Annotated in this window: 15 protein-coding genes; 12 read left to right on the top strand and 3 right to left on the bottom strand. The window is 69.4% G+C overall.

Features of this window, described 5'->3' with window-relative positions; translation table 11 throughout:
- The first annotated feature begins 14 nt into the window (after positions 1-14).
- From AVJ23_RS13020 to AVJ23_RS12965, 12 genes are all read left to right on the top strand, one after another.
- Positions 15-1,055 (top strand): AraC family transcriptional regulator, encoded by a 1,041-nt coding sequence (locus tag AVJ23_RS13020; RefSeq protein ID WP_240484642.1) that lies wholly within the window; start codon positions 15-17, stop codon positions 1,053-1,055.
- 105 nt (positions 1,056-1,160) lie between these two features.
- Positions 1,161-1,988, top strand: a complete 828-nt coding sequence (locus tag AVJ23_RS13015) for a Rossmann-fold NAD(P)-binding domain-containing protein (RefSeq protein WP_058862638.1) — start codon at positions 1,161-1,163, stop codon at positions 1,986-1,988.
- A 76-nt stretch (positions 1,989-2,064) separates the two neighbouring features.
- Positions 2,065-2,556: an anthrone oxygenase family protein gene (locus AVJ23_RS13010; RefSeq protein ID WP_058862637.1), complete on the top strand. Its 492-nt coding sequence runs from the start codon at positions 2,065-2,067 to the stop codon at positions 2,554-2,556.
- A gap of 354 nt (positions 2,557-2,910) precedes the next feature.
- The gene (gene araD / locus AVJ23_RS13005) at positions 2,911-4,641 is read left to right on the top strand and encodes an L-arabinonate dehydratase (protein WP_058862636.1); all 1,731 of its coding nucleotides are present in this window, start codon (positions 2,911-2,913) and stop codon (positions 4,639-4,641) included.
- A 39-nt stretch (positions 4,642-4,680) separates the two neighbouring features.
- A complete protein-coding gene (locus tag AVJ23_RS13000; protein WP_058862635.1) occupies positions 4,681-5,568 on the top strand; it encodes a phytanoyl-CoA dioxygenase family protein in 888 nt (295 codons plus the stop codon).
- Positions 5,565-6,464, top strand: a complete 900-nt coding sequence (locus tag AVJ23_RS12995; RefSeq protein WP_058862634.1) for a dihydrodipicolinate synthase family protein — start codon at positions 5,565-5,567, stop codon at positions 6,462-6,464. The genes AVJ23_RS13000 and AVJ23_RS12995 overlap by 4 nt, the downstream gene beginning before the upstream one ends.
- Before the next feature lie 82 nt (positions 6,465-6,546).
- Positions 6,547-7,272, top strand: coding sequence for a ribonuclease activity regulator RraA (locus tag AVJ23_RS12990; protein WP_058862633.1), 726 nt, complete (start codon positions 6,547-6,549; stop codon positions 7,270-7,272).
- A 453-nt stretch (positions 7,273-7,725) separates the two neighbouring features.
- Positions 7,726-8,781 (top strand): TRAP transporter substrate-binding protein, encoded by a 1,056-nt coding sequence (locus AVJ23_RS12985; protein WP_058862632.1) that lies wholly within the window; start codon positions 7,726-7,728, stop codon positions 8,779-8,781.
- 60 nt (positions 8,782-8,841) lie between these two features.
- Positions 8,842-9,447, top strand: coding sequence for a TRAP transporter small permease (locus AVJ23_RS12980; RefSeq protein WP_367576929.1), 606 nt, complete (start codon positions 8,842-8,844; stop codon positions 9,445-9,447).
- Positions 9,444-10,760: a TRAP transporter large permease gene (locus AVJ23_RS12975; protein ID WP_058862631.1), complete on the top strand. Its 1,317-nt coding sequence runs from the start codon at positions 9,444-9,446 to the stop codon at positions 10,758-10,760. Before AVJ23_RS12980 ends, AVJ23_RS12975 begins: the two co-directional genes overlap by 4 nt.
- Positions 10,761-10,832: 72 nt before the next feature.
- A complete protein-coding gene (locus AVJ23_RS12970; RefSeq protein WP_058862630.1) occupies positions 10,833-11,594 on the top strand; it encodes an SDR family NAD(P)-dependent oxidoreductase in 762 nt (253 codons plus the stop codon).
- 34 nt (positions 11,595-11,628) lie between these two features.
- Positions 11,629-13,695: an FAD-dependent oxidoreductase gene (locus tag AVJ23_RS12965; RefSeq protein ID WP_058862629.1), complete on the top strand. Its 2,067-nt coding sequence runs from the start codon at positions 11,629-11,631 to the stop codon at positions 13,693-13,695.
- Positions 13,696-13,892: 197 nt separating this feature from the next.
- Here the strand turns inward: AVJ23_RS12965 and AVJ23_RS12960 are convergent, their stop codons facing one another.
- From AVJ23_RS12960 to AVJ23_RS12950, 3 genes are all read right to left on the bottom strand, one after another.
- Positions 13,893-15,299 (bottom strand): 3'-5' exonuclease, encoded by a 1,407-nt coding sequence (locus tag AVJ23_RS12960; protein ID WP_058862628.1) that lies wholly within the window; start codon positions 15,297-15,299, stop codon positions 13,893-13,895.
- 3 nt (positions 15,300-15,302) lie between these two features.
- Entirely contained in the window at positions 15,303-15,803 is a 501-nt protein-coding gene (locus tag AVJ23_RS12955; RefSeq protein WP_058862627.1) for a hypothetical protein, read from the bottom strand.
- An 82-nt stretch (positions 15,804-15,885) separates the two neighbouring features.
- A complete protein-coding gene (locus tag AVJ23_RS12950; RefSeq protein WP_058862626.1) occupies positions 15,886-17,709 on the bottom strand; it encodes a DUF294 nucleotidyltransferase-like domain-containing protein in 1,824 nt (607 codons plus the stop codon).

Below are 17,709 nucleotides of genomic sequence, written 5' to 3'. Positions count from 1 at the left end.
AATTGCCCCGGCGCTTGGCCGGAGCACCGGCGCTGCCTAGAGTGCCGGGCATGGGTTACGTGACCTCTTTGTTCGCGCGCAAGATGGTCGCCGCGGCCGGGGCCGGGGTGGATGGCGACGCGTTGCTGCGGCAGCTTGGGCTGGATCCGGCGGGGCCGTGGGATCCGCGCACGATGGTGCCGGCAACGCGCTATTACGACCTGCTGGAGCAGATCGCCGCGCAGGTCGACGCCACCGATCTGCCCGTGCGTGTGGGCGCGTCCATGCGCTGCGACGAGTATGGCGCGCTGGGGCTGGCGCTGAAGGCCGCGCGAGACCTGAACGGCGCGCTGTCGCGCGTGGTGCGCTATGCGCGGCTCTGGACCGGCGTGGTGGGCTACGAGCTGCGCCCCGATCCGCGGGGCGTGCTCTACCTGCTGCACCGCCCCGGCGCGCGGCGGCTGGGGCTGCGCCTGTCGAACGAGACGACGCTGGTGGCCACCGTGGCGCTGGCGCGCGAGATCAGCGCTGGCCCGGTCGTGCCGCTGGAGGTGCGCGTGGCCCATGCCGCGCCGTCGGCGCGGGGCGTGCATGAAGACTGGTTCGGCTGCCCCGTGCGTTTCGACGCCGGGATGGATGCGCTGCTCTTTGACCCCGAGACCATGGCCGCGCCCAACCGGTTGGGGGATGAGGGGATCTCGCGCTACCTCGTCTCGCATCTCGAGAGCGAGCTGTCGGCCCTCGCCGAAGAGCCGCCGCTGGTGGCCGCGGCGCGCGAGGCCATCGCGCAGAGCCTGAGCGGCGGGCCGCCGCGCATGGAGGAGATCGCGCGGGGGCTAGGGCTCAGCGGGCGCTCGTTCCACCGGCGCCTGTCGGAGCACGGGATGAGCTTTCAGGCGCTGACCGAGGCCACCCGCCGCGACCTTGCGCTGGGCCTGCTGGGCGATGCCACGCACTCGCTGGCCGAGGTCGCCTTCCTGACCGGCTTCTCGGAACAGAGCGCCTTTACCCGGGCCTTCAAGCGCTGGGTGGGGACCACGCCGGCCAGCTACCGCCGGGCGCATCCGCCGCGCTGAACGCGCCTTGGCGGCACCGGTCAAAAGGCTGGCATGGCCGGTCAAGACCGTCCGGGGCGCGGCCGGCTATCCATCGGGCATCACAGTGACCCGAAGGAGACGACCATGCAGACCGACCCCATCCTCGTCATCGGCGCCACCGGCAAGACCGGCCGCCGCGTTGTCCGCCGCCTCGAGGCGCGCGGCCTGCCCGTGCGCCACGGTGCGCGGGGCGCCCCCATCCCGTTCGACTGGGAGGCCCCCGCGACATGGGCGCCGGCACTTTCCGGGGTCCGCGCGGCCTATGTCACCTATTTTCCCGACCTCGCCTTTCCGGGCGCCGTCGACACGCTCTCGGCGTTCTGCGAGACGGCGCGCGACGCCGGGGTCGAGCACCTTGTCCTGCTGTCAGGGCGCGGCGAGCATCATGCCCGGCTCGGCGAGGAGGTGGTGCGCAATGCCGGCCCCGCCTTCACCATCCTGCGCGCCGCCTGGTTCGCGCAGAACTTCTCGGAAGGCTACCTGCGCGCGCCGATCCTGTCGGGCCTGCTGCCGATGCCCGGCGGCGACGTGGCCGAGCCCATCCTCGATGTCGAGGATATCGCCGATGCCGCGGTGGCGGCGCTGAACGAGCCGCGCCATCGCGGCCAACTCTACGAGCTGACGGGCCCGCGGCTGATGCGCTTTGCCGACATGGCGGTGGCGCTTTCGGCGGCGATCGGGCGCCCGATCCGGCACGTGCCGATCAGCTTCGAGGCCTTCCATGCCGAGGTGGCCCGCGCGGGCGGCGAGTTCGTGGCCGATGTCTTCACCGGCATCGCGCGCGAGACGCTGGACGGGCGCAACGCGCAGGTCCGTGACGGCGTGCAGCAGGTCCTGGGCCGTCCGCCCCGCGATTTCACCGAGTTCGCCCGCGATGCGGCCGTGGCCGGCGCCTGGCGCGACGTCGCCTGATCCCGGGCCCGGCGCGGCCGCCGTTTCGCGCCGGGTCGAACCGCCCCTGAAACTCCAACCCCACGGGAGAGCCCCCATGTCCCCGCTTGTCCTCACCGTTTCGCAGCTTGCCGTCCTCGCCTACGCGCTGGTCGGCGGCGTGTTTCTTGCCTTTTCGGATTTCCTGATGCGCGCGCTGGCGCGCAGCGGCGGTGGCCCCGAGGCGATGCAGGTCATCAACCGCGAGGTCTTTCGCTGGGTCTTCATGACCCTGTTCCTCGGGCTGGCGCTCGTCTCGGCCCTGCTGATCGCGCAGGGCGCGCTGGTTCTTGGCGGTCGCACCGGCACGCTGATGGCCGCGGCCGGGCTGGTCTACCTGCTGGGCTGTTTCGGCGTCACGGTGGTCTGCAACGTGCCCATGAACGAGACCCTCGCCCGCATGGAGACCACCGACCCCGACACGCACGCCTACTGGAGCGCCACCTACCTGCCGCGCTGGACCTTCTGGAACACGGTCCGCACCCTGGCCTGCATCGCCGCCGCCGGTCTGCTGCTGCTCGCTGTTACAGCAATTGCGCGGGCCGGCTGAGAAAAGCTCTACGCCGGCAAGGTTGCTTGCGCATGGCACGCAGGCGTTCCATGCTGGGCCGGCAAGGCGGCGGCACGGCGCAGACGAGAAAAGCATTTAGTGATGGTGCAGGCGTGGCCTGTATCCTTGCATATGGCCAGTCATCATACGAATTCGCGCGCGTTCCCTGAAACAGTGCATCGCCCCCGCCACGCACCCAATCCGGCAGAAAATCCCCTGAGTGGTTGACCTCCGGCCGCTCGGGGGATCAATTGGCGCAAGGGACGCGGTGTGGTCCGGGCGGGATGGCCCGGCATCGGCGACCGAGTCATCAGGGCAGGTGGGCCTGCCGATCCGATTGCCTGAGGGGGTGTCATGACCAAGTCGTATGAAGATCTGCGCTCGGCGCGCTGGTTCGCGCCGGACGATCTGCGCTCCATGGGGCATCGCTCTCGTGCGATGCAGATGGGCCTGTCCGGCGATGACTGGGAAGGCAAGCCGATCATCGCGATCATCAACACCTGGTCGGACCTGTCGCCTTGCCATCACCACCTGCGCGACCGCGCCGAGTTCGTGAAGAAGGGCGTCTACCAGGCCGGTGGCATGCCGGTCGAGATGCCGGTGCATTCCTTCTCGGAGCAGTTCCTGAAACCCACCTCGATGCTCTACCGCAACATGGGCGCCATCGAGGTCGAGGAGACGCTGCGCTCGCACCCGATCGACGGGGTGGTGCTGATGGGCGGCTGCGACAAGTCCACGCCGGCGCTGGTCATGGGCGCGGCCTCGATGGGGCTGCCCTTCATTTACCTGCCCGCCGGCGCCATGCTGCGCGGCAATTATGCCGGGCAGAAGCTGGGCAGCGGCACCGATGTCTGGAAATACTGGGACGAGCGCCGCGCCGGCACGATCGGCAAGGCGGAATGGGACGGGGTGCAGGGCGGCATCGCGCGCAGCTACGGCACCTGCATGACCATGGGCACGGCCTCGACCATGATGTCGATCGCCGATGGTTGGGGGCTGACCCTGCCGGGCGCCTCCTCGATCCCGGCGCCGGATGCGGGCCACAAGCGCATGTCCGCCGCCTGCGGCCGCCGCATCGTCGAGATGGTCTGGGAGGACCTGACCCCCGACAGGATCATGACGCCCGCAAGCACGCGCAACGCGGTCACCGTGGCCATGGCGACGGGCTGTTCGACCAACGCGATCATCCACCTGATCGCCATGGCGCGCCGCGCCGGCGTGCCGCTGGAGCTGGACGATCTGGACGCGATCGGGCGCACCACGCCTGTGCTGGCCAACCTGCGCCCCTCGGGCAGTGAGTACCTGATGGAGGATTTCTTCTACGCCGGCGGACTGCCGGCGCTGATGACCGAGCTGGGCGACAAGCTGGACCTGTCAGTGATGACCGTCACCGGCAAGACGCTGGGCGAGAACATCGCCGGGGCGCAGACCTTCAATGACGACGTGATCCGGCCGCTGTCCAACCCGGTCTACCACGAGGGCTCGCTGGCGGTGCTCAAGGGCAACCTCGCGCCCGACGGGGCGGTGATCAAGCCCGCCGCGATGGATGCGCGCTTCCAGACGCATGCCGGCCCTGCCATCGTCGCCGACAGCTATGCCCAGCTGAAGGAGATCATCAACGACGAGGATTACCCCATGACCCCCGACAGCGTCATGGTGCTGCGCAATGCCGGGCCGCAGGGCGGGCCGGGCATGCCGGAATGGGGCATGATCCCGATGCCCAAGGCGCTGCTGAAACAGGGTCATCGGGACATGGTGCGCCTGTCGGATGCGCGCATGTCGGGCACCTCTTACGGGGCCTGCATCCTGCATGTCGCGCCCGAGGCCTTTGTCGGCGGCCCGCTGGCCCTGATCGAGACCGGCGACATCATCGAGCTGGACATCCCCAACCGGTCGCTGAACGTGCGGCTGAGCGAGGAGGAGCTGGCTGCGCGCCGCGCCGCCTGGACCCCGCCCGCGCCGCGCTTCGAACGGGGCTATGGCTGGATGTTCTCGCGCCATATCGAGCAGGCCGACAAGGGCTGCGATTTCGATTTCCTGCGCACCGAGTTCGGCGCGCCGGTGCCCGAGCCGGAAATCAACTGACCGCGCCGCCGTGCCAAGGAAACAAGGGGAGGAGACAGGATGAGCGAAGTGCTGAGTGCCGAACAGGTCGCCTTCTACCGCGACCAGGGCTACCTCGTGTTGGAGAACCGGGTGCCGATGGAGATCATCGCGCAGATCCGGGACGAGATCGCGCGGTTCCGCGACGTGGCGGCGGGCATGACCGCCTCGGATGACCGGATCGACCTCGAGGACAGCCACAGCCCCGCCGATCCGCGCATCCGCCGGGTCAAGCTGCCGCATACGCAGTCGCAGGTGATCGACGACCTGATGCGCTCGGACCATATCCTTGCACCGGTGCGCGACCTGATCGGACCCGACCTGCGCCTGCAGACCACCAAGCTCAACATGAAGAGCGCGGGCTACGGCGCGGCGGTGGAATGGCACCAGGACTGGGCCTTCTATCCCTACACAAACGATGACGTGCTCGCCGTGGGGCTGATCGTCGACGACATGACCGAGGCGAACGGTCCGCTGATGGTCTTCCCCGGCACGCATCGCGCGGGTGTCTTCGATCACCACCATGACGGGGTCTTCGCCGGCGCGATCGACCTTCAGGCCGCGGGGCTGGACATGGCCGATGCCGTGCCGCTGATGGGGCCGGCGGGGTCGATCTCGATCCACCATGCGCGCATCGTGCATGGCTCGGCGCTCAACCGCTCGACCCGCGACCGCCGGATCATCTTCTACGAGATGATGGCGGCGGATGCCTTCCCGGTCGTCGGCGGCAAGGGCCGGTGGGAGGGGATCGAGGAGTTCGATTCGCGCCTGCTCTGCGGCGCGCCCACGCTGGAGCCGCGGGTGGTGGCCTGCCCGATGCGCGTGGCGCTGCCCGATGCGCCGACGCAGGGCTCGATCTACGAGGTGCAGAAGGCGATGGGCAAACGCAGCTTCGAGGTGGCGGAATGAGCGATCTGGCCACGGCGCTGCGCGGGGTCTCGGGCATCCTCGTGACCCCGTTCGACGACGCGGGCGAGATCGCGCCGGAGCGGCTGGCCGGCATCGTGGACCGCGCCGTGGGGGCGGGGGTGCATTTGCTGACCGCCAATGGCAACACCTCCGAGTTCTACGGGCTGACGATGGACGAGGCCGTCGCGATGATTCAGGCGGCGGCCGGCCACGTGGCCGGGCGCGTGCCGCTGGTGGCCGGGGTCGGGCGTGGCATCCGCGATGCCTGCCGCCTGGCCGAGGCCTCGGCCGAGGCCGGGGCGGCGGCGCTGATGATCCACCAGCCGCCCGATCCCTTCGTGGCGCCGCGCGGGCTGGTCGACTACGTCACCGCGATCGGCCGGGCCGGGCAGGGGCTGCCGCTGATCCTCTACCTGCGCAACGACGCGATCGGCACCGACACCATCGCCGCGCTCTGTGCCGTGCCGGGGGTGGTCGGCGTGAAATGGGCCACGCCCAACCCGATGAGGCTCAAGGCCGCGATGGCGGCCGCGCCGGAGCATGTCGCCTGGGTGGGCGGTCTGGCCGAGACCTGGGCGCCGGCCTTCTGCGCCGTGGGCGCGCGCGGTTTCACCAGCGGGCTGATCAATGTCTGGCCCGAACGGTCGGTCGCGATCTCGGCCGCGCTGGAGGGTGGGGATTACGCGCAGGCGCGCAGCCTCATCGCCGGCATGCAAGTCTTCGAGGAGATCCGCGCCGAGGAGCAGGGCGGCGCCAACGTGCCCGGCGTCAAGGCGGCGCTGTCGCTGATGGGCGAGGAGTGCGGCGGCGCCCGCCCGCCCGCGGCCTGGCCGCTCTCGAAGGAGCAGCTGGGCCGGCTGCGCGATTTCCTGACCCGCCACGGATTGCTGAAATGATCCCGGGGCCGGGCGGGCAGGCCGCCTGACCCGGCCCGGCAGACGCGGCCCCCGCCGCCCCTCAACCGAAGGATGTCCCACCATGACCGACCACCCGCTCACCGACGCCACGCGCGCCAAGCTCGAACAGGTCTCCGTCGCCACGCTGGCCACGGCGCTCTACAAGCGCGGGTTGCGCCACCAGGTGATCCAGGACGTGCGGCCGGTGGCGCCCAAGGGGCGCAACATGGTCGGGCCCGCCTTCACGCTGCGCTACATGCCCGCGCGCGAGGACCGCAACCAGCTGGTCGAGTTCCGCAACCCCGACCACCCGCAGCGCAAGGCGATCGAGACCTGCCCGCCGGGCCATGTCTTCGTCATGGACAGCCGCAAGAGCGCCACGGCCGCCAGCGCCGGCGACATCCTGATCACCCGGCTGATGATGCGCGGCGGGGCGGGGGTGGTCACCGATGGCGGGTTCCGCGACGCGATGAATATCGGGCAGCTGGACATGCCCGCCTATCACGCGCGCCCCTCAAGCCCGACCAACCTGACCACCAACGAGGCGATCGACATCAACGTGCCGATCGGCTGCGGCGACGCGCCGGTCTTTCCCGGCGACATCCTTGTCGGCGACGATGACAGCGTGATCGTGATTCCCGCCCACCTGGCCGACGAGGTGGCCGAGGAGGCGGTCGAGATGACCGCCTACGAGGATTTCGTGATCGAGCAGGTGCGCGGCGGCGCCACGATCATCGGGCTCTACCCGGCCACGCAGGACGAAAACCTGGCGCTTTTCAAGGAATGGCGCGCGAAGAACGGCCGCTAGGCCAGCCCGGCCGCGCCGCAGCCGGGGCGCGGCCATCTCTCCCTTTGGGTGTGGATTGGCCCACGCTAACATCTCATGATTGCGTGTTTTCCCCTGCGGCACGCCTGTGACCGTTAACACGGTGGCGATCCCGCCTTGGCGTGGCCAAGATGCGGAACGACGGGATTCGCCAGGCCGCGTTACCCGGCACGGCCCGCGTCATGTTACAAATTGCCGGGAAATCGAAGACTGTTGCAACATGTCGCGCGATTTGCCATAGAGTGGCGGCGACGCTGGTGGGGGACCACGCGCGGGAGGAGACGATGATCACAGCCAGATCCGGATCTTGCGCGACGGGCGCAGACGCGCAGAATGCGTGTCGTCGCGTAGCCCCTGTCGGGGAGATAACAGCACCATCATTTGGCGCGCGAGCCTGAGCGCCGGCGCCGGAACTTGTCATCAGGGAGGACAATCATGACCACACGCAGAGCCCTCATGGGCGTTGCCGGGGCCGCGCTGGCCACGGCGCTGACCACGACCAACGTCGCGGCGCAGGACGTCACGCTGACGCTGCACCAGTTCCTGCCGGCACAGGCCAACGTGCCGACGCAGATCCTCGATGTCTGGGCGGACAATGTCGAAGAGGCCTCCGAGGGCCGCATCGAGATCGAGCGCTTTCCCGCCATGCAACTGGGCGGCACCCCGCCCGAGCTGATGGACCAGGCGATCGACGGCATCGCCGACATCGTCTGGACCGTGGTCGGCTACACGCCGGGCCGCTTCCCCACCACCGAGGTGTTCGAGCTGCCCTTCATGGTCGAGGATGCCCGCGCCGGCTCCTACGCCTACTGGAACATGTTCGACGAGCACATGAAGGATGGCGAGTTTGCCGACGTGCACATCATCGGCACGTGGGTACATGGCCCGGGGATGTTCCACACCAACGCGCCGGTCAGCATGCCCTCGGACCTCGAAGGCATGAAAATCCGCGGTGGCTCGCGGCTGGTGAACGACCTGCTGAACCGCGTCGGCGCCGAGCCGATCGGCATGCCGGTGCCCGCGATCCCCGAGGGCCTGTCCAAGGGCGTGATCGACGGCACCACGATCCCGTGGGAAGTCACCAGCGCGCTGAAGATCCCCGAGCTGGTCGACAACCACACCGAGTTCGAGGGCGCGGCGCTCTATACGCTGACCTTCGTTCTGGCGATGAACAAGGACCGCTATGAAAGCCTGCCCGAGGACCTGCAGGCGGTGATCGACGCGCATTCCGGCCAGGCCTTCTCGATCTTCGCCGGCGGCACGCAGGCCGATGCCGACGGCCCGGCGCGCGAGCTTGCCGTCGAGATGGGCAACAACATCGTCACGGTGACCGAGGAAGAGGCCGAGGCCTGGGACACGCTGGTCAACCCGATCTACGAAAGCTGGGTGGCCGAGATGGAGGGGCGCGGCATCGACGGCCAGGCCCTGATCGACCAGGCCAAGGCCTTGATGGAGGAGTACGACCCCTCCATGGACACCTACAACCAGTAAGCCTGACACGCGGGGCCCGGGCACAGCCCTCGGCCCCGCCCTTCTTTCCGGGACACAGCCATGCATCGCCTGCACCGCTTCGTCTTCGGCATCGCCCGCTTCATGGCGTTGCTGGGGGGCGCCGTACTGACCCTGCTGATCTTGATCACCTGCCTGTCCATCCTCGGCCGGGCGCTGAACTCGGGCCTGCATTCCGACCTTGTCATGGGGCTTGTCCCCGGCCTTGCGCAGGGGCTGATCGACCTCGGGATCGGCGCGATCCCCGGCGATTTCGAGCTGGTCGAGGCCGGCATGTCCTTCTGCATCTTCGCCTTCCTGCCCTTCTGCCAGATCACCTCGGGCCACGCCTCGGTGGACATCTTCACCAACGCGCTGCCGCGCGGTGCCAACCGGGTGCTCGAGGCGCTGATCTCGATCCTCTTCGCCTGGGCGCTGATCCTGATCGCTGTCCAGCTGGGCGCGGGCATGCAGCGTAAGATGCCCAATGATTTCGGCGCGGTGCAGACCTCGCTGCTGCTGCAATTCCCGATCTGGTGGTCCTACGCGGCCAGCCTCGTGGGTGCGACCGCGGCCGCGATCGTGTCGGTCTACATGGCCGTCGTGCGGCTCTACGAACTTCTGACCGGCCGCGTCATCGTCGCCGATGCGCTTGGAGCGAACCATTGAGCAATCTCGAGATCGGAATCTATTCCTTCCCGGCACTGCTGCTGCTGATCTTCCTGCGCGTGCCGATCGGGCTGGCCATGTTCACCACGGGCTTCGTGGGCTTCTACCTTGTCATGGGCTCGGCCCGGCTGCCGCTGGCGCAGCTCAAGGACCTGGCCTATTCGACCTTCTCGAACTACTCGCTGTCGATCGTGCCGATGTTCCTGCTGATGGGCTATTTCGCCACGCTGGGCGGCATGAGCCAGTCGCTCTTCAAGGCCGCCGAAAGCTGGCTGGGCCATCGCAAGGGCGGGGTGGCCATGGCCGCGATCGGCGCCTGCGCGGGCTTCGGCGCGATCTGCGGCAGCTCGCTGGCCACTGCCGCCACCATGAGCCGCGTCGCATTGCCCGAGCTCAAGCGCTACGGCTACGAGGGCGGCTTCTCGACCGCCACCCTCGCTGCGGGCGGCACGCTGGGCATCCTGATCCCGCCCTCGGTGGTGCTGGTGATCTATGCCATCCTGACCGAGCAGAACATCGCCAAGCTGTTCCTCGCGGCCTTCGTGCCCGGGCTGCTGGCGGCGCTGGGCTACATGATCGCCGTGTCGATCTATGTCCGCGTGAATCCCGACAGCGCCGGCGTGCGGGAACCGGTGCCCTTCTCGGGGCGCATCCGGGCGCTGCTGGATGTCTGGCCGGTGCTGCTGGTCTTCATCGCCGTGGTGGGCGGCATCTATGGCGGCATCTTCACGCCCACCGAGGGCGCCGCCGTGGGCGCGCTGGGCACCGGCATCATCGCGCTGGCCAGCGGCGGGCTGACCTTCCGCACCCTGTTGGACAGCTTTGCCGACACCGCGCGCTCGTCCGCGATGATCTTCTTCATCGTGCTGGGCGCGGCCTTCTACAACCTGTTCCTGGCCCGCACACGGGTGCCGCAGGAGCTGTCCAACTGGGTGGTGGAGCTGGGCCTCGCGCCGATCATGGTGCTGGCGGTGATCCTTGTCATCTACCTGCTGCTGGGCTGCTTCATGGACAGCCTGTCGATGATCCTGTTGACGATCCCGATCTTCTTTCCGGTGATCTCGGCGCTGGATTTCGGCATGTCGGCCGAGCACGTGGCGATCTGGTTCGGCATTCTCGTGCTGATCGTGGTCGAGGTCGGGCTGATCACGCCACCGGTGGGGATGAACCTCTTCGTGATCAACGCGATGGATCCGGAAACGCCCATGGTCAAGACCTACAGCGCGGTGCTCTACTACGTGGTCTCGGACCTGCTGCGCGTGGTGCTGCTGGTGGCGTTCCCCGCGATCACGCTGTTCCTGATCCCCGGCTAGGGCCGGGGCGCGGGGTCATCAACAACGGACAGGGCCGGGCGCCGCGGGCGGCCCGGCCGGGAAGGAGAGCGGATGGAGATCGGCGGACAGGTGGCGATCGTCACGGGCGGGGCAAGCGGTCTGGGCGCGGCCACCGCGCGGCGGCTGGCGGCCGAGGGCGCGCGGGTCGGGATCCTCGATTTCGACGGGGCAGGCGCGGCGCAGGTCGCGTCCGAGATCGGCGGCCATGCAGTGCAGACGGATGTGGGCGACGAGGCGTCGGTCGCCGCGGCGGTGACCGAGATCCGCGACACGCTGGGCGCGCCGCGCGTGGCGGTGAACTGCGCCGGGGTCGCGCCCGCGGCCCGCATCGTCGGGCGCGAGGGCCGGCTGGGCACCGAGGTTTTCGAGAAGACCATCCGGGTGAACCTGCTGGGCACCTTCTACGTCATGTCCCATGCCGCGCGCGAGATGATGGCGCTCGACCCGCTGGCAAGCGGCGAGCGCGGCGTGATCGTGAACACGGCCAGCATCGCCTGGCAGGACGGGCAGGTGGGGCAGGCGGCCTATGCCGCCTCCAAGGGCGCGATCGCCGCCATGTGCCTGCCCGCCGCACGTGACATGGCCCGGCAGGGCGTGCGCGTCATGGCGATCGCCCCGGGCCTGTTCGAGACGCCCATGATGATGGGCCTGCCCGAGGAGACCACCGCCGGCATCGTGGCCAACATCCCCTTCCCGCACCGCCTGGGCGACCCGGCGGAATACGCGCAGATGGTCTGCCAGATCCTCGAGAACCCCTATCTCAACGGCACCACGATCCGGCTGGATGCCGCCGTGCGGATGCCGCAGCGCTGAGCCCGGGCGCGACGACACACGGAAAGGACAGCAGATGAGCGTCAGTTTTCGCCGCGAGGGCGCGGCCGCTTTCGTCGAGATGAACAATCCCCCGGTCAACGCGATCGGGCTGGCCATGCGCGAGGGTCTGCAATCCGTGCTGGACCGGCTGGCGGGGGAGGAGGGCCTGACCCGCGTCATCCTGACCGGGGCCGGGCGCGCCTTTGCCGCGGGCGGGGATGCGCGCGAGTTCGACGCCCCCGCCGTGGCACCGCATCTCAACGACATCGTGGCCGGGATCGAGCAATGCGCCGTGCCGTGGATCGCCGCGATCAACGGCGTGGCCCTGGGCGGCGGCTGCGAACTGGCGCTGGCCTGCCGCTACCGAATCGCGCGCCCCGGCGTGCAGCTGGGCCTGCCCGAGGTCGGGCTGGGCGTGGTGCCGGGCTCGGGCGGGACGCAGCGCCTGCCGCGGCTGATCGGCATGAAGCCCGCGCTGGACATGATCGCCACGGGCAAGCCCGTCAGCGCCGAGGCGGCCGAGCGCATGGGGCTGGTCGATGCGCTCTCGGACGATCCGGTGACCGCCGCGCTGGAGCTCGGCGCGGGCGTGCTGGGGACGGCGCAGCGCATCTGCGACATGCCCGCGCCAGAGGCGGATGACGCGGCCGTGGCCGCCGCGCGCGTCACCGCCGCCCGCAAGCAGGCGCAGCAGATCGCGCCGCAACGCGCCATCGAACTGGTCGCCGCCACCGCCGCACGCCCGCTGGCCGACGGGCTGGCCGCCGAACGCCAGAGCTTTCTCGACCTGCGCACGGGCGACCAGGCCCGCGCCCTGCGCCATGTCTTCTTCGCCGAGCGCGCCGCCAAGGCCCCGGACTGGCTGACCGCCCAACCGGGCCCGACCGACCGCGTCGCCGTGGTCGGGGGCGGCACGATGGGGGCCGGGATCGCCTATGCGCTGCTCAATGCCGGAAAGACCGTCACCCTGCTCGAGACCGATGCCGCGGGCGTGGAGCGCGCGCGCGCCAATGTCGAGAAGATCCTCTCGGCCAGCCTCAAGCGCGGGCTGATCGATGCCGAGGGCGCCGAGGCCCGCCGCGCCCGGCTGACCGTCAGCGACGATTACGCCACCGCGGCGCAGGCCGGCCTGGCCATCGAGGCCGCCTTCGAGAGCATGGAGGTCAAGCACGCCGTGCTCTCGCGGCTCGAAGCGGTCCTGCCCCCCGACGCGGTGCTGGCCACCAACACCTCCTATCTCGATATCGACGAGATCGCGTCCTGCGTCGCGGACCCGTCGCGCGTGCTGGGCCTGCATTTCTTCGCCCCTGCGCATATCATGAAACTGCTCGAGATCGTGCGTGCCGCGCGCAGTTCGGACCACGCGCTGGCCACCGGCTTCGCGCTGGGGCGCGACCTGCGCAAGGTGCCCGTGCTGGCCGGTGTCTGCGACGGGTTCATCGGCAACCGCATCCTCGCCCGCTACCGCGAGGCGGCCGACACGGTGCTGATGGACGGCGCCACCCCGTGGGAGATCGACGCCGCCATGGTCGAATTCGGCTATGCCATGGGCCCCTACGAGGCGCAGGACCTCTCCGGGCTGGACATCGCCTTTGCCAACCGGCGCCGGCAGGATGCCACGCGCGACCCGAACCGGCGCTATATCCCGATCGCCGACCGGATGGTCGAATGCGGCCGGCTCGGTCGCAAGACCGGCGCGGGCTGGTACAGCTACCCCGAGGGCGGCGGCAAGGCCGAGGATCCGACCGTGGCCGAGCTGGTGCAGAACGCGGCGCGCGCCGCCGGTGTCGCCCGGCGCGACTACACGGCCGACGAGATCCGCGAGCGGCTGGTGCTCGCCATGATCAACGAGGCGGCGGAGATCCTGTCCGAAGGCATCGCGCAATCGGCCCGCGACATCGACCTCGTGACCGTCTTCGGCTACGGCTTCCCCCGCTGGCGCGGCGGGCTGATGTTCCACGCCGACACGCTGGGCGCGCCCCATGTGGTCGAGCGCCTGCGCGCCCTCGAAGCCGAGGATCCCGTCGCCTGGAAGATCTCGCCCCTGCTGTTGGAATGCGTGGCCACCGGGCAGACTCTGGGCGCCTTCCGGCCGGGTTGATCGCGCTTCCAGACGCGATCGACATCACTGTCGCCCATGATCAAGGGGGCACTGTGTGGCTGGCCGCTGCGCCGTTGAGTATTTGGAGAAAGATGAAAGACGACATGAGCTCTTGGTCCTTTCATCTTTCCAAAAAATACTCAAACGCCAACGATTGCCATACGCTGCATCGGCGGGGAACAAGAGCTCGGCCGAGCTCAGTTCAGGTCTTCCAGCAGCCGGCCGTGGCGGCGGGTTTCTGAGAGGACCGCGCCGAACGTGGTCAGGCCGCGCGCCTCGAGCATCGGCAGAAGGCGGACCAGCACCTCGGCGGTGGCCTGCGCGTCGCCGAGGGCGGTATGGCGCAGCCTCTCGGGGATCGTCACGCCGAGCCGGTCGCAGAGCGCGTCGAGCGTATGGGTCTCTGAGGCGCCGAAGACCACGGCCGAGAGCAGCACCGTGTCGAGGATGGGGTTGTCCCAGTCGACGCCTATGCGCCCCTTGTGGCGGTGCAGGAAGGCCATGTCGAAGGGCGCGTTATGCGCCACGATCACCGAGTCGCGGCTGAAGCGGTGGAAGACGCGCCCGGCCTCGGCGATATCGGGTTTCCCGGCGACCATGGCGTCGCTCACCTTGTGCACCCGGGTCGAGGCGGGCGGGATCGGGCGGCCGGGATCGACCAGCATGTCCAGCGCCTCGCCCTCGACGATGCGGCCATGCACCACGCGCACGGCCCCGATCTGCACGATCTCGTCCTTGTGGGGCAGGAGGCCCGTCGTCTCGGTGTCGAAGACCGTGTAGATCATGCGCGACAGGGGCATGTCCTCGACCGCGGCCTCGGCATCGCGATCGAAGAGGTCGAACTCGTAGACCAGCGGGCGCGCGGCATCGGGGGCGATATCGGCATGGGCGGCGTCGATCACCAGCATGTAGCCGCCGCCCTCCATCGGTTTCATCCGCGCGTCATAGCTCTGCCGTGCATCATGGCCGCGCAGCGAGAAGGCCACCTCCTTGCCGGTGCGGTCCAGCTTGCGCCGCGCGCCGACGAGGCAGGCGGGGTCGAAATAGTCCGACAGCGGCGCGTTCAGCCGCGGCACGGCCTGTCCGGCAAGCACCTCGGCGGCCTGGCCGTCATAGAGCACGATCTGGTCGCGCGGGTTGGCGAGGATCATGGCGACCGGGATCTCGGTCAGCAGCGCGGTCAGCCGGGCCTTCTCGGCGGTCAGCCGCTCGGTCTCGGCGGCGACGCGCTCGGCGGTGGACATGGCGCTGTCCGACAGCGCGGCAGTGACGGCCGAGGCGGCCGGGGCGAGATCGCCGAGATAGCGCGCCGCCTCGGTGTCGATCCCGGTGGCGACGCCGGCATGGGCGCGGGCGCGCATCTGGGCCGAGATCCGCTCGATCGGCTTGGCCACGTTCTCGTCGAAGAGCAGCCAGATCCCGACGCTGAGCGCGACCAGCCCGAAACTGGCGAGGATGGCGGCGAAGGTGAAGCCGTTGGTGGCCGTCGTGGCCAGCGCGCGCTGGTGGCCGGCATAGAGCGCGGCCAGCACCAGCCCGGTGCCCCCCAGCGCGATGAGGCAGAAGAACAGGAAGATCCGCAGGCGCAGGCCGAGGCGTGACATGGCTCAGACCTCCGCGCAGACCGTCCGGACGATCGGGTCGTCCCCGCCCACGTCGCGCCAGACCGGCGGCGAGCCGTCGCCCAGTGCCGGATCGGCCCGGCGCCCGGCCGCGCAATCCACCATGACCTCGACCGCCTGCACGGTCTGCCAGCGGCCGAAGAAGTAGAGATCGGTGAGATAGAGCGCCTCCTGCGTGCTGTTGGCGCGCAGGTTGCCGGTATCCACGGCGACGAAGCGGTCGGTCATCGGGAAGAGGAAGGTCCAGGGTCGCCAGAAGGCGCGGCTTTCGACGGTCTGGGCGACCTCCAGCCCCTCGGGAAGGGTGTCCGCCGTGCGGTTGTACCAGCTGTACTCGCTGGAGATGGCGGCGGCCAGCATCGCCGCCCCGGCGCCGATGGGGATCAGCCAGCGCGGCAGGCGATTGCCCGACAGCCGCACGACCAGCATCAGGGCGCCCGCCCCGGCAAACCCGGCCACCACGACCGCGATCAGTTCCAGAAACATCTCTCCCCCCCTTTGTCCTCCCGGCGGCGCAAATCTTTTGAGGAAAAGATTTGCAAATTCCTTCTCAAGGAATTTCTCCGCCTCAGCCCAGCATGCCTTTCCCGTGACCGACCGCGGATTGCAGCGATTTGACCACGACGAAGGCGTCGCGCAAATGACTTCGCTCAAAATCCGACAGGTCGGCCGGCGCAAGGTAGTTGTCCGGCGCGGCGCCGCCCTTGATCTGCCGGGCCTGGTGCTCCAGCCGCGTCTCGGCGATCAGGTCATAGGCATCGAGCAGGTCCTGCCCGCCAGCGGTGCTCAGCACGCCCGCGCCCACCGCCGCCTCGAGCCGGGCGCGGGTGTTGACCGCGGTCAGCTGTCCGCGCAGCGCGTAGACCCGGCCGAGATCGACCACCGGCACCACGCCGTTATGCTTCATGTCCAGCCGGTTCTTGTGCTCGCCCGAGCGGATCGTGGCGAAGCCGCGCAACAGGCCCAGCGGCGGCGTGTGCTTGAGCGCGTTGGAGACCATGTGCGCCACGAAGATCGAGTTCTTCGCCGCGGCGGCCAGCGTCTCGGCCTGCAGATCGGCGAAGAGCGCGCTCTGCCCGCCGATCGGGCGCAGGTCGAACATCACGCTGGCCAGCATCTGCGCCTCGGGCGAGGGTTTCTCGATCCAGTTGCGGAAATAGCTGCGCCAGACCCGGACCGGCTGGCGCCAGCGCGTGTTGGTGGCCATCATGTCGCCGGGGCAATGCACGTAGCCGCAGGTGTTCAGCCCGTCGCAGACGAAGCGCGCGAGATCCGCGAAATAGGGCATCTGCGCATCGGTCACCGCGTCATCCAGCATCAGGCAGTTGTCCTGGTCGCTGACGCCGGTCTGTTCCTGCCGGCCCTGGCTGCCGCAGGCCAGCCAGAGATAGGGCACGGGCGGTGGGCCCAGCTTGTCCTCGGCCAGCGCCAGCAGGCGCCGCGTGGCGGTGTCGGCGATATCGGTGATCAGCCGGGTGACCACTTCGTGGCGGTTGCCGCTGGCCACCAGCTGGACCAGCAGCTGCGGGATGCGTGCCGTGACGCGGGCCATTGCCGCGGCGCTGTCGGCCTGCGCGATCTCCGAGACCAGCTCGGCCGAGGTCATCGCCTGGAAGCGCGTCAGATCGGTCTGGGTGACCATGCCGCGCAGTTGCCCGTTCTCGGCCACGGGAACGTGGCCGATGCGGCGCTCCATCATCATGTGCAGCACGTCCGAGCCGATCGCCGAGGGCGGCAGGGTGACCGGGTCGACCGTCATGATGGCCGAGATGGACGTGTCGGCGGGCAGGGCGCCCGCCACCACCTTGGAGGCCATGTCGCGCACCGTGGCGATGCCCGTCAACCGGTCGCCCTCGGTCACGCAGATCGACGAGACATGCTTTTCGGCCATGCGGCGCGCGGCCTCCTGCACGCTGGTGTCGGGCGCGCAGGTCAGCGGCGTGGTGGCCATCAGCGTCTCGACCCGGCTGGTGGCGAGATCGGCGCGCTTGGGGCGCGGCCCGCGCTGGCGGTCGAAGAAGCGCGCCACGCCGGGCTCGGTCTCGACGAGGCGCAGGAAATCGGCCTTGGGCAGGACCAGCAGCAACGTATCCTCGAGCGTGCGGGCGCTGGTCACGGCGATGCCGTCACGCCCCAGCCCGCGTTCGCCGAAGGAGTTGCGCGGGCCCAGGATCGAGATCTGCGCGCCGTTCTGGTCGCGCACCTCGACCGCGCCGTGATGGATCAGGTAGAGCCCCTCCAGCGCGTCGCCCAGCTCGTAGATCTGCTGGCCGGCGGCCAGCGATTTCGGGCGGAAGGCGGGGATCAGCGCCCCCAGCGCCTCGGGCTCCAGCCCGTCATAGGGGTGCACGGCCGACAGGAAGCGGGTCAGTTCGGGCAGGTCGAGCGTCAT

It is taken from the genome of Pseudoponticoccus marisrubri, assembly GCF_001482405.1.
Lineage (GTDB): Bacteria > Pseudomonadota > Alphaproteobacteria > Rhodobacterales > Rhodobacteraceae > Pseudoponticoccus > Pseudoponticoccus marisrubri.
This window is presented reverse-complemented; position numbering and strand designations above follow the sequence as displayed.